The 15,628-nt window shown below is 53.8% G+C and carries 15 protein-coding genes; 7 read left to right on the top strand and 8 right to left on the bottom strand.

The genetic code is table 11. The features are described 5' to 3' along the window. Positions 1-58 precede the first annotated feature (58 nt). On the top strand, positions 59-1,525 hold the full coding sequence (gene wbaP / locus Q3H59_RS09265; protein ID WP_008110368.1) for an undecaprenyl-phosphate galactose phosphotransferase WbaP: 1,467 nt from the start codon (positions 59-61) through the stop codon (positions 1,523-1,525). A gap of 113 nt (positions 1,526-1,638) precedes the next feature. Then, entirely contained in the window at positions 1,639-2,832 is a 1,194-nt protein-coding gene (locus tag Q3H59_RS09260; protein ID WP_309834418.1) for a multidrug effflux MFS transporter, read from the top strand. On the opposite strand, the gene dadX is transcribed toward Q3H59_RS09260, so the two are convergent. After that, positions 2,825-3,895, bottom strand: coding sequence for a catabolic alanine racemase DadX (gene dadX / locus Q3H59_RS09255; RefSeq protein WP_309834416.1), 1,071 nt, complete (start codon positions 3,893-3,895; stop codon positions 2,825-2,827). The genes Q3H59_RS09260 and dadX overlap by 8 nt on opposite strands. A gap of 21 nt (positions 3,896-3,916) precedes the next feature. Then, positions 3,917-5,218 carry a D-amino acid dehydrogenase gene (locus tag Q3H59_RS09250; RefSeq protein ID WP_101764206.1) on the bottom strand — a complete coding sequence of 434 codons (1,302 nt, stop codon included), beginning with the start codon at positions 5,216-5,218 and terminating at the stop codon, positions 3,917-3,919. Between the two features lie 493 nt (positions 5,219-5,711). Here Q3H59_RS09250 and Q3H59_RS09245 point away from each other — a divergent pair, with 493 nt between their 5' ends. Continuing rightward, positions 5,712-7,247, top strand: coding sequence for a SpoVR family protein (locus tag Q3H59_RS09245; RefSeq protein WP_101764205.1), 1,536 nt, complete (start codon positions 5,712-5,714; stop codon positions 7,245-7,247). Positions 7,248-7,285: 38 nt separating this feature from the next. On the opposite strand, the gene fadR is transcribed toward Q3H59_RS09245, so the two are convergent. Beyond that, positions 7,286-8,005: a fatty acid metabolism transcriptional regulator FadR gene (gene fadR, locus Q3H59_RS09240; RefSeq protein WP_101764204.1), complete on the bottom strand. Its 720-nt coding sequence runs from the start codon at positions 8,003-8,005 to the stop codon at positions 7,286-7,288. Positions 8,006-8,325: 320 nt separating this feature from the next. Between fadR and dsbB the strand changes: the two genes are divergently transcribed. Next, positions 8,326-8,856: a disulfide bond formation protein DsbB gene (dsbB, locus tag Q3H59_RS09235; RefSeq protein ID WP_210080762.1), complete on the top strand. Its 531-nt coding sequence runs from the start codon at positions 8,326-8,328 to the stop codon at positions 8,854-8,856. A gap of 39 nt (positions 8,857-8,895) precedes the next feature. Here the strand turns inward: dsbB and Q3H59_RS09230 are convergent, their stop codons facing one another. From Q3H59_RS09230 to Q3H59_RS09220, 3 genes are all read right to left on the bottom strand, one after another. After that, positions 8,896-9,342: a YcgN family cysteine cluster protein gene (locus Q3H59_RS09230; RefSeq protein WP_008110381.1), complete on the bottom strand. Its 447-nt coding sequence runs from the start codon at positions 9,340-9,342 to the stop codon at positions 8,896-8,898. A 64-nt stretch (positions 9,343-9,406) separates the two neighbouring features. Next, on the bottom strand, positions 9,407-10,066 hold the full coding sequence (locus Q3H59_RS09225; protein ID WP_309834411.1) for a fumarylacetoacetate hydrolase family protein: 660 nt from the start codon (positions 10,064-10,066) through the stop codon (positions 9,407-9,409). 267 nt (positions 10,067-10,333) lie between these two features. After that, positions 10,334-10,609, bottom strand: coding sequence for a YcgL domain-containing protein (locus tag Q3H59_RS09220; RefSeq protein WP_110866280.1), 276 nt, complete (start codon positions 10,607-10,609; stop codon positions 10,334-10,336). Positions 10,610-10,762: 153 nt separating this feature from the next. Here Q3H59_RS09220 and minC point away from each other — a divergent pair, with 153 nt between their 5' ends. From minC to minE, 3 genes are read left to right on the top strand one after another with little or no spacing between them, the layout of a single operon-like run. Then, positions 10,763-11,473: a septum site-determining protein MinC gene (minC, locus tag Q3H59_RS09215; RefSeq protein WP_137385909.1), complete on the top strand. Its 711-nt coding sequence runs from the start codon at positions 10,763-10,765 to the stop codon at positions 11,471-11,473. Positions 11,474-11,506: 33 nt separating this feature from the next. Beyond that, on the top strand, positions 11,507-12,319 hold the full coding sequence (minD, locus tag Q3H59_RS09210) for a septum site-determining protein MinD (RefSeq protein WP_007889662.1): 813 nt from the start codon (positions 11,507-11,509) through the stop codon (positions 12,317-12,319). Between the two features lie 3 nt (positions 12,320-12,322). Next, positions 12,323-12,592 carry a cell division topological specificity factor MinE gene (gene minE / locus Q3H59_RS09205; RefSeq protein ID WP_007889661.1) on the top strand — a complete coding sequence of 90 codons (270 nt, stop codon included), beginning with the start codon at positions 12,323-12,325 and terminating at the stop codon, positions 12,590-12,592. A 55-nt stretch (positions 12,593-12,647) separates the two neighbouring features. Here minE and rnd read toward each other — a convergent pair whose 3' ends face one another. Next, positions 12,648-13,769: a ribonuclease D gene (gene rnd / locus Q3H59_RS09200; RefSeq protein WP_309834404.1), complete on the bottom strand. Its 1,122-nt coding sequence runs from the start codon at positions 13,767-13,769 to the stop codon at positions 12,648-12,650. Between the two features lie 98 nt (positions 13,770-13,867). Further along, a complete protein-coding gene (gene fadD, locus Q3H59_RS09195) occupies positions 13,868-15,544 on the bottom strand; it encodes a long-chain-fatty-acid--CoA ligase FadD (RefSeq protein WP_309834402.1) in 1,677 nt (558 codons plus the stop codon). Positions 15,545-15,628: the final 84 nt, after the last annotated feature.

Genomic DNA, 15,628 nt, shown 5'->3' with positions numbered 1-15,628 from the left:
GAGCGCGTACTTGATTCTGGTCAGGCCATCTTTTACTTAAGAAAAGAGAGCAGGTTTTATGGCAAGTACTTTGATAATGAATGATGCAACCCGCTCGTGGAGCGGACTGCGCAAAAACCTCATCGCAAAAGTCGCACTTAGTTTCTCGGATTTAATTGCATTAAATCTGGCATTGTTTTTATCTGCCGCCACCGTTCAAGGTATTTGGGGCGAACTGGATACCTTTATTCCGCCCCAGCAGATTGAATACCGGTTTATTGCCCAATTTAGCCTTTCTATTCTTTGCACCGCCTGGTTCTGGGTGCGTATGCGTCACTACACTTATCGCAAGCCGTTTTGGTTTGAACTGAAAGAAGTGATTAAAACCCTGTTCGTCTTCTCTCTGCTTGATCTGGCGTTGATTGCCTTTTCAAAATGGGACTTCTCGCGCATGGTTTGGGTATTTAGCTGGACTTACGCTCTGCTGCTGCTGCCGCTGATGCGTGCCGTGGTAAAACGCGCCATCAACCGCGCAGGTCAGTGGCAGAAGGAAACCATCATCATTGGTTCCGGTAAAAATGCCATGGAAGCTTATGCGGCGCTGCAGAGCGAGGAGATCCTCGGTTATAACGTGCAGGCGTTTATCTCGCTGGATGATGACCAACAGCATGAGAAGGTTAATGGCGTTCCGGTGATCACCTGGAAAGACATCAACTGGCAAACCATGGACCGTGACAACACGCAATTTATCGTCGCCACCGAATTTGAGCAGCAAGTGGTGCGCGATAAATGGCTGAAGTTCCTGTCCAAAATGAAGTGCCGTTCAATCTCCGTGATCCCAACGCTGCGCGGCGTGCCGCTGTATGGCACCGATATGTCATTCATCTTCAGCCATGAAGTGATGATTTTGCGCGTCAGCAACAACCTGGCGAAACGCTCTTCGCGCTTCCTGAAACGCACCTTCGATATCGTGGTGGCATCCATGCTGCTGCTGTTCCTCGGACCGGTATTTGGACTGCTGTGTGCGATGGTGAAACGTGACGGCGGCAATGCGATTTATGGTCATGAACGCGTTGGGCAAGATGGCGTGAAGTTTAAGTGCCTGAAGTTCCGCTCAATGGTGACCAACTCGCAGGAAGTGCTGCAAAACCTGCTGGCGACCAGCGAGGAAGCGCGTGCCGAATGGGACCGTGATTTCAAACTGAAAAACGATCCGCGTGTGACCAAAATTGGTAACTTCCTGCGCAAAACCAGCCTTGATGAGCTGCCACAGTTGTGGAACGTGATTCGTGGCGAAATGAGTCTGGTCGGTCCGCGTCCGGTGATTGAAGCAGAACTGGAGCGTTATGCCGGTGATGTGGATTACTACCTGATGGCGAAACCGGGCATGACCGGCTTGTGGCAGGTCAGCGGACGTAACGACATTGACTACGATACGCGCGTCTATTTCGATTCCTGGTACGTGAAAAACTGGGCGTTATGGACTGACATTGCGATTCTGTTCAAAACCGCTGGCGTAGTGGTTCGTCGCGACGGCGCTTACTAATACCCTCGAGGCGATGCTTGTGCACTTCGGCAGGCATCGCTTTTATTATCCCTTTCTTTTTCCCCTAAGAGTCATTACCCTTCCGGATTGTTTAACAGGTCGTCCGGTTCGTAATGCAAAAATTCACCTTAATACTTCTTAGCCTGGTGCTGCTGGCGCCGCTTGGCATTGATCTTTACCTCCCGACATTGCCGCAAATCGCCGAAGGTCTTAACAGCCCGGTGAGCCTCATCCAAATCACGATTCCTCTGTTTTTATTGGTGATGGGCATTGGCCAATTGATTACCGGTCCGCTGGTGGATAATTTTGGTCGTAAGCCGCTCGCGTTAATTGGTCTTGCGCTTTACATCACTGGCAGCGCGATTGCCGCCACGAGCACGCTGTGGCCGGTGTTCTTTCTCGCCCGCATCATTCAGGGTTGCGCGGTGTGCTGCACGGCGGTGGTGGCCTTCAGCGGCGTGCGTGACCGTCTCAGTGGCGAGGATGCCGCACGCGCTTACGGCTTTCTCAATGGTGCGCTGAATATCGTTCCCGCGCTGGCGCCACTGCTGGGTGGGATCCTCGCCGAAGCCTACGGCTGGCGGATGCCGTTCTGGTTCCTGTGCGGCTATGCGGTGGTGATCGGCTTGATCGTCCTGCTGTGGCTGCCGGAAACGCGCCCGGCGGACACCTTACGCGTTAAAGGTTTACCGCTGGCGCAGTATGCTGCCATCGCCCGTGAACCGCGCTTTCTCGCCTTTGCCTTTGCCAATGCCGGCGCGCTGGGCATGGTGCTGACCTATGTGTCTCTGGCGCCACACGTGCTGATGACCGAAGGCGGCCTGACGCCGTTGCAATTCTCTTTCGCCTTTGGCGCCAACGGGTTTTGGATCATGCTGGTTAGCGCGTTCGTAAACAAAACCATTCGCAAAGCGGGACGCCCGTTCTGCCTGGCGATGGGTTTCGCCACCATGTTGATCGGCGCAATTCTTCTGATGATGGGCACCACGCTGTTACCGGCGGCGTGGCAAAACCATTGGGCGCTGTACATGATTCCCGTGGCGGTTTCCGTTGCTGGCCTGGCGTTCACGGTCGGTCCCGCCACCAGCTACGCGCTGGAGCCGTATCAGCAGCAAGCGGGCGTGGCCTCAGCACTGCAGGGATTTATTCAGATGGCGTGTGGTGCGGGCGGCAGCATGGCAATCGTAGCATTGCCCGTTGCGGAGAAGTCGTCACTGGCATTGATGATGCTGCTGGGTGCAGCGCTGGCACTGACCGCCTGGCGCTGCAGTAAGAAAATGCACGGTCGCGTGACCGCGCTTAAATAACTTCAACCGGAACGCGTGGCGCGAGCGCACACATCAGCTCGTAGCCCACCGTTCCGGCGGCTTTTGCCACCTCATCGATCTTCACCTGATTGCCCCACAGCTCCACCTTTGAACCGATGCCGGCCTGCGGGCAAGGTTCTAAATCGATCATCATCATGTCCATGGAGATGGCGCCCAGCGTTTGCGTGCGTATGCCATCCACGCTGACTGGCGTGCCGGTGGGCGCATGACGTGGATAGCCATCGGCGTAACCACAGGCGACGATGCCGATACGCTGGGTGCCGCTGGCGTGATAGCGATAACCGTAACCCACGCCGTCACCGGCTTTCAGCTGCTGCACACCAATGATTTCGCTGGTGAGCGTCATCACCGGCTGCAATCCGGTGCTGGCGATATCCTGCCAGTCGCCGCTCGGTGACGCGCCATAGAGAATAATGCCGGGACGCACCCAGTCAAAATGCGCTTCAGGATGCCACAGCGTAGCCGCAGAGTTAGACAGGGAACGCGGACAATCGAGCCCTTCCGCCGCCAGTTCGACGCGCTTCATCGGCTCAACAACTCCTTGCGGATTTTCTGCATCAGCGAAGTGCGCCATCAGCGTCATTGCACCGACGTTCGGCAGAGCGCGCAGTTTTTGCCACGCCGCATGAGCCTGCTCAGGACGGAAACCAAGCCGGTTCATGCCGCTGTTGATTTTGAGGTACACATCGACCGGTGCCGACAGCTGCGCTTTTGCCAGCGCCTGAATCTGCCAGTTGCTGTGCACGCTGGTGGTGAGGCGGTAACGATCGATTAGCGCTAAATCCTCGGCATGAAAGAAACCTTCCAGCAGCAGGATCGGTTTTTTCCAGCCCTGCTCACGCAGCAGGATCGCCTCTTCCATATTCAGCAGCGCGAAACCATCGGTTTCTGCCAGGCTTTGCCACACGCGAGCCACACCGTGACCATACGCATTGGCTTTTACCACCGACCAGACGCGTGATTGCGGGGCCGCCCGGCGAACAACGGCCAGATTATGACGCAGTGCCTGTTGATTGATGGTGGCACCGGTTGGACGTGACATGCTTTTACTCTCCCTGAGGTCTCAGCGCGCCGCGCTGGCGTTACGCAGTGGCGAAGAATGTGGCTCAAAACCTGGCAGGTAGCGCAGCACTGACAAATCATCTGCGGCAATCGCCGGTTTCTGACCGGAAATTAAATCAGCCAGAAGCTGACCGGAACCACAAGCCATCGTCCATCCCAGCGTACCGTGACCGGTATTGAGATAGAGATTGGAGAGCGGCGTGCGCCCGACAATCGGCGTACCGTCTGGCGTCATTGGACGCAGTCCGGTCCAGAACGTGGCCTGTTCGACAAATCCGCCTTCAGGATAGAGATCGCGGACCACCATCTCCAGCGTTTCACGTCGTGCTGGCAACAGTTTGGTGTTAAAACCAACAATTTCTGCCATACCGCCCACGCGAATGCGATCGTCAAAGCGCGTCACCGCCACTTTGTAAGTTTCATCGAGGATGGTGGAAACCGGTGCGGCGTCGGCATTCTTGATTGGAATCGTCAGCGAATAGCCTTTCAACGGGTAAACCGGGATGGCGAGAATGTCTTTCAGCAGCGCGGTTGAATAGGAACCGAATGCCACCACGTAAGCATCGGCTTTGATCACTTCATCGCCACACTTCACGCCATAAATGCGATTGCCCTCACGCAACAACTGATCAACCGAGGTGTTGTAGCGGAAGGTTACGCCCGCCGCCGCTGCCATCGCAGCCAGACGTTGGGTGAACAGTTGGCAGTCGCCGGTTTCGTCGTTAGGGAGACGCAAACCGCCGGTGAGTTTATGCGCCGTGGCCGCCAGCGCAGGTTCGACATTTTTGAGCTGATGCGCTTCCAGCAACTCATAGGGCACGCCCGCATCGCGCAGCACGGCGATATCTTTGCTGGCACTTTCGAACTGTTGCTGAGTGCGGAACAGCTGCAGCGTGCCGCCCTGCCGACCTTCATAGGCAATGCCGGTGCTGGCGCGCAGCGTTTTCAGGCAGTCGCGGCTGTACTCCGCAATGCGCACCATGCGGCTCTTATTCTCTTGATAGTGCTGCATGTCGCAGTTTCGCAGCATATTCCACATCCATTCCAGCTGGAATTTGCTGCCATCAAGACGTACCGCCAGCGGCGCGTGACGCTGGAACATCCATTTGACCGCTTTCAGCGGAACGCCCGGCGCCGCCCAGGGCGCAGCATAGCCCGGTGAAATCTGTCCCGCATTACCGGCGCTGGTTTCCAGCGCGGCGGCAGGTTGACGATCGATAACCGTGACCTCATGTCCGGCCTGCGCCAGATACCATGCGCTCGCTACCCCCACCACACCACTACCAAGAATCACTACGCGCATAAGCCCCTCGTCGCAGCAAAAGAATAATTAACTATTAACCCAGCCCAACACAGCATAACCCGACCGCTATTGAAATCTTACATTCGACCGACTTATTTCACATGTTTTTTACCTGACTGCACACTGAAATCATGCAACAGCGGCAAAATCAGGATTTTTTATGCCTTAAATCCCTTAATCAGCAATTTATTATGCGGAGGGCAGCGGTTTTGACTTTTTTCAGGAGAAAGCGCCGCAGTCATACAATCCACTTATAAACAGAGCATTATTCTGCTAAATGAATAATAGCCAACATTTGCCATCAGTATTGGCTTAACTAACGCTTTTTGAATGATTTTCTGCCAAAAGAATTCGATTGAGATTCAGTTTCGGATAGGCGACAGTGGACTATCATTGAAGTGTTCGCTCAGTTTTTTGGGCCATCTTTACTCAGGATGAGGCCTTAAACGATCGTGACAGGTAACTCCTGCCGCTTGCAAAAAAGAGGTGCGCTATGACGACAATCTTTGACGAGCCAACCCGCAACAGTAAACGACTCAGTGATGGTCCCGACTGGACCTTCGAACTGCTGGATGATTATCTGGCGGAAATTGACCGCGTAGCCAAAAGTTACGGACTGGAAACTTATCCGCACCAAATTGAAGTGATCACCTCCGAGCAGATGATGGATGCCTACTCCAGCGTGGGTATGCCGATCAACTATGCGCACTGGTCGTTCGGCAAGAAATTCATCGAAACGGAACAGCGCTACAAGCATGGTCAGCAAGGCCTGGCGTATGAGATCGTCATCAACTCCAATCCGTGTATCGCCTATTTGATGGAAGAGAACACCATGACCATGCAGGCGCTGGTAATGGCGCACGCCTGTTACGGTCACAACTCTTTCTTTAAAAATAACTATCTGTTCCGCAGCTGGACCGATGCCAGTTCGATTGTGGATTACCTGCTGTTTGCGCGAAATTACATTACCGACTGCGAAGAGCGCTATGGCGTGGAGGAAGTTGAGCGGCTGCTCGATTCCTGCCATGCGTTGATGAACTACGGTGTGGATCGCTATAAGCGTCCGCAGAAAATTTCGCTGCAGGAAGAGAAGGCGCGCCAGCAGAGCCGCGAAGAGTATTTGCAGAGTCAGGTGAATACGCTGTGGCGCACCCTGCCGCGTAAAGAGAAAGAGTCGGTGCACGTTGAGGCATCGCGCTACCCTTCTGAACCGCAGGAAAACCTGCTCTATTTTATGGAAAAAAATGCGCCGCTGCTGGAATCCTGGCAACGTGAAGTGCTGCGCATTGTTCGCAAAGTTAGCCAGTATTTTTATCCGCAGAAACAGACGCAGGTGATGAACGAAGGCTGGGCCACTTTCTGGCACTACACCATCCTTAATCATCTGTATGACGAAGGCAAAGTGTCGGAACGCTTTATGATGGAGTTCCTGCACAGCCATACCAACGTGGTGTATCAGCCACCGTATAACAGCCAGTGGTATAACGGCATCAACCCGTATGCGCTGGGCTTCGCGATGTTCCAGGACATTAAACGCATCTGTCAGACACCGACCGAAGAAGATCGCTACTGGTTCCCGGACATTGCCGGTTCCGACTGGCTGAAAACCCTGCATTTCGCCATGCGTGAATTCAAGGACGAAAGCTTTATCAGCCAGTTCTTGTCACCAAAAGTGATGCGTGATTTCCGCTTGTTCACGGTGATGGATGATGACCGCAACAATTTCCTCGAAATTGCGGCGATCCATGATGAAGCGGGTTACCGCGCCATTCGTCAGCAGCTGTCGGCGCAGTACAATCTGAGCAATCTGGAACCTAACATTCAGGTCTACAACGTGGATTTGCGTGGCGATCGCTCACTGACGCTGCGTTATGTGCCGCAACAGCGTGCGCCGCTCGATAAGAGCCGCAAAGAAGTGTTGAAGCATGTCCACCGTTTATGGGGCTTTGATGTGATTCTGGAACAGCAGAATGAAGACGGCAGCGTCGAGTTGCTGGATCGTTCGCCCACGCGCGGCCCAACGTTATAAGGCAAAAAAAACCGGACTGTCGAAGTCCGGTTTTTCTTTTATCGCTTGCTGGCTAAATCGTCCGGCATGCTTTTCTGCATCTTGTGCCAAATCTCACCGCTGCGGCGTCCGTATTCACGCACGCTATCGACAATCTGCTCCTGCGAAGGATTAGCCACGCACAGGTCAGCCAGCTGGCGATAGAAGTTTCGCGCCAGTTCACGCGCTTCCAGACTGGAGAAGTAGTGACGACCCACGCGGGTATACAACCCTTTCAGGCCATTCAAAATCAGACCATAAATCGGGTTACCTGATGCAAACGCCAGGCCGCGGAACACGCGATAATCCAGCTCGGTATAGGCTTCGGCTTTGTCTTCCTCGATCAGTGCATTTTCCAGCACTTCGCGCGCTTTATCAGGATGATGACGCAGCGCACGGCTGATAAAAATCGAAGAGATGTTAGTCCGCACCGACAGCAGATTATCAATCAACTGGGGGACGCTATCGTGATCGAGTCGGGCCAGGGTTTCGAGGATGTTTAAACCGGAGGTTTCCCAAAAATCGTTAACGCGCGTCGGTTTACCATGTTGAATGGTCAACCAGCCATCGCGCGCCAGACGCTGCAAGACTTCACGCAACGTGGTGCGGGTCACACCAATCAGTTCAGAAAGCTCACGTTCGGCAGGTAGAATGGATCCCGGCGGAAAACGACTGTTCCAGATGCTTTCAATAATATACTCTTCCGCAAATCCCGCGGGGCTCTGCGCCTTAATCACCATAGCATTTATTTCTCGTTGCTTTCTTTATCGTAATGCGACTCATCATACCAGAGCGGCTATAGCGGAAATAGCCTGCCAACCGATTAAAAGCGCGCGCTGGCGCAAAATTCAGCCGTGAATTCAGATGAAAAAACGCTGGCAAGCACACGTTTGCGCTGCTCCTGTGGCTTGCACTTATCGGATGAAGCGCATGGCCGGATCTTTTTTGGCCTCAACGCGACTTAAGTCATTTTTGTACATGATTTTTTCCCTTTACCTGGCTGGCACGGTTGCGCTTTTGGTTTACACTGCGAAACATTAACGGTTACAGGAAAAGCAATATGTTGCGATATTTGAATCAATGCTCGCGTGGACGCGGTGCCTGGCTTCTGCTGGCCCTGACGGCGCTAGCGTTTGAATTGACGGCGTTGTATTTTCAGCACGTCATGGGGCTGCAACCCTGCGTAATGTGTATTTATGAGCGTTGCGCGCTGTTTGGCGTGATGGGCGCGGGCATCGTGGGTGCGATTGCACCGAAAACCCCGCTGCGCTGGGCGGCGATCCTCATCTGGATTTATAGCGCGATTGAAGGCACTCGCCTCTCTTACGATCACACCATGATTCAGCTGCATCCCAATCCGTTTGTCACCTGCGACTTTGCCGCACGTTTCCCAACCTGGTTGCCACTGGATAAATGGTTGCCTTCGGTGTTTGTGGCCAGCGGTGACTGCGCCGAGCGCGGCTGGACTTTCCTGACCTGGAGCATGCCGCAGTGGATGATCGTGATATTCGGCGCTTATCTGCTGGTGGCGCTGCTGGTGTTGATTGCACAACCGTTCAAACCGAAACGCCGCGATCTGTTCGGACGTTAAACACAAAAAAACAGGCAGCCCTGGCTGCCTGTTTTATGTTTAACCGTTGCGATCCGGTCGATCGATTATATGCTCTTCCCAATCCCGCACTTCACTCTCACGCACCGCAATAAAACGCACTGAAATGCGCTGCGCATGCATCGCCTTTTTAGAACCGGCGATCAGCGGATGCCAGGCCGGCAAGGTTTTCCCTTCCCCTAACACGCGATAGGCGCAGGTACGCGGCAGCCATTCAAAACTGGTGAGGTTTTCACGCGTCAACTTGATGCAATTCTCTTCTAACTCAAAACGATGCTCGTAGTTACGGCATTGGCAGGTTTTGATATTCAGCTGATTGCAGGCCACGTTGGTGAAGTAGATTTCGTCGGTATCCGCATCCTGCAACTTATTCAAGCAACATTGGCCGCAGCCGTCGCACAGGGATTCCCACTCTGCGTCGTTCATTTGGTCAAGGCGTTTAGTCTGCCAGAAAGGTTGTTCAGTCATGATGGCGGTCCGGGTTAGCAAAGAGACCGCACCTTATAAAGGTTCAGGTGCGGTGATGCAAGTTTTACAGAACGCGCGTCGAAATACCGTGACCCGCCAGCGATACTTCCAGCTTATCGCCAGAACGCATCGGGCCAACGCCTTCAGGCGTACCGGTCAGCACCACATCGCCCGCGCGCAGGGTGAAATACTGGCTCATATAGGCAATCAGCGGCAGAATTTTGTGGATCATATCGGCGGTCGTCCCGTGCTGACGCACTTCGCCGTTAACCATCAGCTTCAGTTCGGTGTTCTGGGGATCGCCGCTGAACTCGGCAAGCGGAATAAAACCTGACAGCGGACACGAGTTATCGAAACCTTTGGATTTTTCCCACGGTTGGCCCGCTTTCTTCAACCCGGCCTGCACGTCACGTAAGGTCAAATCCAGCGCGACGCCATAACCGGCAATCGCCTTCGCCACATGCTCTTCGCTCGCCTGCTTCAGCGTCGAGCCAATCAGCACAGCCAGCTCCACCTCATGATGCACTTCACCAAAATTTGCCGGGATCGACAGCGGCTGGCGCAGATCGCATACCGCGGTTTCCGGTTTGATAAACACTACCGGTTCGGTTGGCGTGGCACTTCCCATTTCCTTTATGTGCTTCGCATAGTTGCTGCCGACGCAAACCACTTTGCTGACCGGATAATCCAACAGAGCGCCCTGCCAGTTACGATGCTGATACATGCTATTCCCCTGCTTTGGTTGTGTTTGCCGCCAGTGCATCTGGCGATGAAGTCTGGCTCAGAGCCGGAACGCGGCACGCTGAGGTGGAATATATTAGCGGGTTTATGGCGGCAGGCGTGGCGGAAATTGTCAAAAGTCATTAATCGTGTACAACAAAATCAGCTAAACGCCCGGATAATTGCCCGCAATAAAAGGTTAAAGCGGGCAGTTAATTAACGCAAATATCACTGATTATTTCTACAGGATATATTTACAGAGGAATCTGAATTAATCTTTTTTACCCTGATCGAGATGAATGTTGAGCAGACTTTCAACCGGCGGTGGGATTTGCAAATAAAAGCCGTGGTCGCTTAAACCTTGCTTAACTTTATTGATATCCGCGTTAGCCAGCTTGTCACGCTTATCCAGTGACAGCACCATGGCCAGCTGGGGTTTGCCGAAGCCACGCAGCAGTTCTTCCGGCACCCGTGAGAAATCGTCTTTTTTTTCAACATACAGATAAGTCTGTTCACGTTGCGGGCTTCTGTAGATCACACAAAACATATTTTTTACTCGAATTAACCGATGGCGTCACTTGCCTGAATATAGCAGTAACTATAACATGCTTGCAGAACTTCGAATATTGACCGTTTGATGTTATTGCCGATTTTATCGGCGTACATTTAAAGGTCGTAAAACAGGACTGAGTCAGCACAGATGTCGCAAACGCCAATCGAATTCAAGGGAAGCAGTTTTACCCTGTCAGTCGTTCATCTGCATCATTCGCAACCCGAGGTGATTCGTCAGGCGCTACAGGACAAAATCGATCAGGCACCGGCCTTTTTGCTGAATGCGCCGGTGGTGCTGAATGTATCAGCGTTAACCGGCGACATTAACTGGAAACAGATGCAACAAGCGGTGATGGCGACCGGTCTGCGTATCGTGGGTGTCAGCGGATGCAAAGATGAAGCCCTGAAAAAAATGATCGCCCGCGCGGGCTTGCCGGTCCTTTCTGAAGGTAAAGAGAGCCGCAAACAAGCCGCGGCGCCGGTCGCTGAAGCCGCACCGGTTGTTGCGGCAGTGGTGGCGGATGCCGCCAGTAAAACCCGCATCATTAATACGCCGGTGCGTTCGGGCCAGCAAATTTATGCGCGCAATGCCGATCTCATCGTCACCAGTAGCGTCAGCGCCGGTGCCGAACTGGTCGCCGACGGTAACATCCATATTTACGGCATGATGCGCGGACGCGCGTTAGCCGGCGTCGGCGGACAACGCGACAGCCAGATTTTTTGCACCAACCTCGCCGCAGAGTTGGTCTCTATTGCCGGAGAATATTGGATGATCGATCAAATCCCGGCGGAATTCTTTGGTAAAGCGGCGCGCCTCAGCCTGATAGAGGGCGCGCTTACCATTCAGACACTTAATTAAGCCCCTTTTCTTTCGTTAAGGAAATCAACATTTATGGCACGCATTATTGTAGTTACATCGGGTAAAGGGGGCGTTGGCAAGACCACGTCAAGCGCGGCCATCGCTACCGGGTTAGCGCAGAAAGGCAAAAAAACCGTCGTCATCGATTTCGATATCGGTCTGCGTAACCTGGATTTGATCATGGGCTGTGAACGCCGCGTGGTGTATGACTTTGTAAACGTCATTCAGGGCGATGCAACGCTGAATCAAGCGCTGATTCGCGACAAGCGCACAGAGCAACTCTACATTCTGCCGGCTTCACAGACGCGCGATAAAGATGCACTGACGCGTGAAGGCGTTGAAAAAGTGCTGAACGATCTGGCGGCGATGGAGTTCGACTTTATCGTCTGTGACTCACCAGCAGGTATCGAAACCGGCGCGCTGATGGCATTGTACTTCGCCGATGAAGCCATCATCACCACCAACCCGGAAGTCTCTTCAGTACGTGACTCCGACCGTATTCTCGGCATCATCTCTTCGAAATCCCGTCGTGCAGAGAACAGCCAGGATCCGGTGAAAGAGCATCTGCTGCTGACCCGTTACAATCCTGGCCGCGTAACCCGTGGCGATATGCTGAGCATGGAAGATGTGCTGGAAATTCTGCGCATTCCTCTGGTTGGCGTCATCCCGGAAGATCAATCTGTCCTGCGCGCCTCTAACCAGGGTGAGCCGGTGATCCTCGACGCAAACGCTGACGCCGGTAAAGCCTATGCTGATACCGTAGATCGCCTGCTTGGCGAAGAACGCCCCTTCCGCTTTATCGAAGAAGAGAAGAAGGGTTTCCTTAAACGCCTGTTCGGGGGATAACCAATGGCATTACTTGATTTCTTTTTATCCCGTAAGAAGAACACAGCCAATATAGCCAAGGAAAGGCTGCAGATTATCGTAGCCGAACGCAGAAGGGGCGACAGTGAGCCCCACTATCTGCCGCAGCTGAAGCGCGATATTTTGGAAGTGATCTGTAAATACGTAAAAATTGACCCGGATATGGTGACCGTTCAGCTGGATCAGAAAGGGGATGATATCTCGATCCTCGAGCTCAACGTGACACTGCCGGAGCCGGAAGACGTTCCTAAATGATTAAAGCGGTTTCCTGATTTTCCCCTGCGGTGTTGCGCAGGGGAAAATGCTCGCATTAAAGTGCCTGCAGAATCTCGCTGATACCCGCTTTCAGCAAGTCGCCCCGCCAGCCTGTCTGTAACTCAGGTGTGCGCGACGCGTTTTTCAATCCCCAATGCACGCTCAGCACCTGATTAATCTGCCGACGTGATGCCAGCAGTTCCTGGCTGAAACCACTCTCTTCACTCACCTGTTGCACCAGCGCTTTAATGGCTTTGAACGCCTGTTTGTAGTGCGGATGATCGATCAGATTGGGCAGCGGCTGTGGCAAAGTCGCTTCATCCTGCGCCTGCGCTTCAGCCACCAGCGCCACCATCGCTTTACCGTGGAAGCGGATTTCGTGGCCGTTCAGCCCTAAATGATCCAGCTCGCCAAGGCTGCCCGGCATAAAGCGCGCCACTTTCCACAGATTCTCTTCGCGCACCACGAAGTTCACCGCCATATCTTTCTGACGCGCGAGGTTTAAACGCCACGCGGCCAGGTGCTGCAACGCCGCCAGCTGACGCGGACGTAGCTGCCACGCATTGGTGATGTCGCGCCAGGCTTCTTCCGGTTGCAGCACATCCAGGCGGCGCTGACACAGCATATTGCATTCGCTTAACGCCGCCGCCATGTTGCCGGCTTCTTCAGTTTGCGCCACCAGCTGATGGGCAATCGGCAGCAGATAGGCGACATCGGCAGCGGCATATTCACATTGACGTTCGGTTAACGGACGCGCCAGCCAATCGGTACGCGATTCACTTTTATCCAGCTCGATCTGGTTGAAATGCATCACCATTGAGGCAAAGCCCCACGACAGCGCCTGGCCGGTAAACGCCGCCAGAATTTGCGTATCAATCATTGGGTCGGGCAGGCATTTAAAGCGATGCAGGAACACTTCCAGATCTTCGCCACCGGCGTGCAGGAATTTGGTGACCTGCTTGTCCTGCAACAGCGCCACAAACGGCGTCCAGTCACTGATATTAAGCGGATCGATCAGGATCAGCTGGTCGCCATCAAACAGCTGAATCAGGCCGAGCTGCGGATAGTAGGTGCGGGTGCGCACGAATTCAGTATCCAGCGCCACGGCGGCGTGCTGGCGTGCTTTCTCGCACACGGCGGCCAGTTGGTCATTTTGGTCGATCAGGGTGTAATTCACGTTGTCTTTCTCGCTGCGGCAAACTACGCGCAGCGCTCCATGTTAAAAGCAATAAAAACGCCGGACTGTGCCGGCGTTAACCTGAGGAGAATGGCGCGTTACTGCCCTTCTCGCTTCGCCTCATCACGCAATTCGCGGCGCAAAATTTTGCCGACGTTGGTCTTCGGCAACTCGTCACGAAACTCGATAATCTTCGGCACTTTGTAGCCGGTGAGCTGGCGACGGCAATGATCCAGCACTTCTTCTTTCGTCAGTGAAGGATCTTTCTTCACGATGCACACTTTTACCGCTTCGCCCGACAGATCGCTGGGAACGCCAATCGCCGCGGCTTCACGCACTTTCTCATGCTGCATCAGCACATCTTCGATCTCGTTAGGATACACGTTAAAGCCTGACACCAGAATCATGTCTTTCTTACGATCGACGATGCGAATAAAGCCTTCGCTATCAACGGTAACAATATCACCAGTATGCAGCCAGCCATTTTTCAGCACTTCATCGGTAGCGTCGGCGCGCTGCCAGTAGCCGGTCATCACCTGCGGACCGCGAATACACAGCTCGCCCGCTTCACCTGGCGCCACATCCTTGTCTTCATCATCGACGATGCGCACATCGGTGGACGGCACTGGCAAACCGATGCTGCCGGTATGACAGGTAATGTCATACGGATTCACTGACACCAGCGGCGAACACTCGGTCAGGCCGTAACCTTCCAGCAGATAGTGTCCGGTGAGTTTTTCCCAGCGCTCGGCAACCGCTTTTTGCACCGCCATGCCGCCGCCGGCTGACAGGCGCAGCGTAGAGAAATCGAGCTTATTGAAATTGGCATCATTCAGCAGCGCATTGAACAAGGTGTTCACGCCGGTAATGGCGGTAAACGGGAACTTGCTGAGCTCTTTAACAAAGCCGGGAATATCGCGCGGATTAGTGATCAGCAGGTTGGTGCCGCCAAGGTCAAGGAACAACAGCCCGTTCACCGTCAGCGCGAAGATGTGATAGAGCGGCAGCGCGGTCACCACTTGCTCTTTGCCCGGACGCAGCAGCTTGCCGTAAGTAGCTTTAGTCTGTTCCAGATTAGCCTGCATATTGCGGTGCGTCAGCATCGCGCCTTTGGCCACGCCGGTGGTACCGCCGGTGTATTGCAGGAAAGCGAGATCGTCATTGGTCACGGTTGGGCGTTGATAGGTCATCTGTTCGCCCTGCGACAAGGCGCTGCGGAACGGGACCGCGCCCGGCAGATGGTATTTTGGCACCAGCTTTTTCACGTATTTAACGACGAAGTTCACCAGCGTGGCTTTCACCGGCGCCAGCTGATCGCCCATACGCGTTAACATCACATGTTTGATCGGCGTTTCGGCCACCACTTTTTCCAGCGTGTGGGCAAAGTTCGAGACGATCACTATGGCGCTGGCGCCGCTATCAACGAGCTGATGCTTGAGTTCACGCGGCGTATAGAGCGGATTGACGTTGACCACCACCATGCCAGCGCGCAGTACGCCAAACAGCGCGACGGGATATTGCAGCAGATTGGGCATCATTAGCGCCACGCGATCGCCCTGCTTTAAGCCCAAACCTTGCTGCAGCCAGGCGGCAAAGGCGCGGCTTTGCTTTTCCAGCTGCCGATAGGTCATCGGCTGGCCCATATTGATGAAAGCCACCTGATCGGCGTATTGCTCTGTTGCGTGCTCGAAAAGATCGACCAGAGAAGCGTAACGATCCGCATTAATTTCCGCAGGGACATCTGCCGGATAGCGTTTGAGCCAAACCTTATTCAAAGAATCACCCCGATAATCCTGTTGCGTAGCCATCTCCGCCTCGACAATCAATGTTGTTAACAATATTTTAACTGATTGTACCAG

The sequence above is a fragment of the Pantoea sp. SORGH_AS_0659 genome, from assembly GCF_031453915.1.
GTDB classification, from domain to species: Bacteria; Pseudomonadota; Gammaproteobacteria; order Enterobacterales; family Enterobacteriaceae; genus Pantoea; species Pantoea leporis.
Note: the sequence above shows the minus strand (reverse complement) of the source record. Positions and strands in the feature narration are given on the sequence as shown.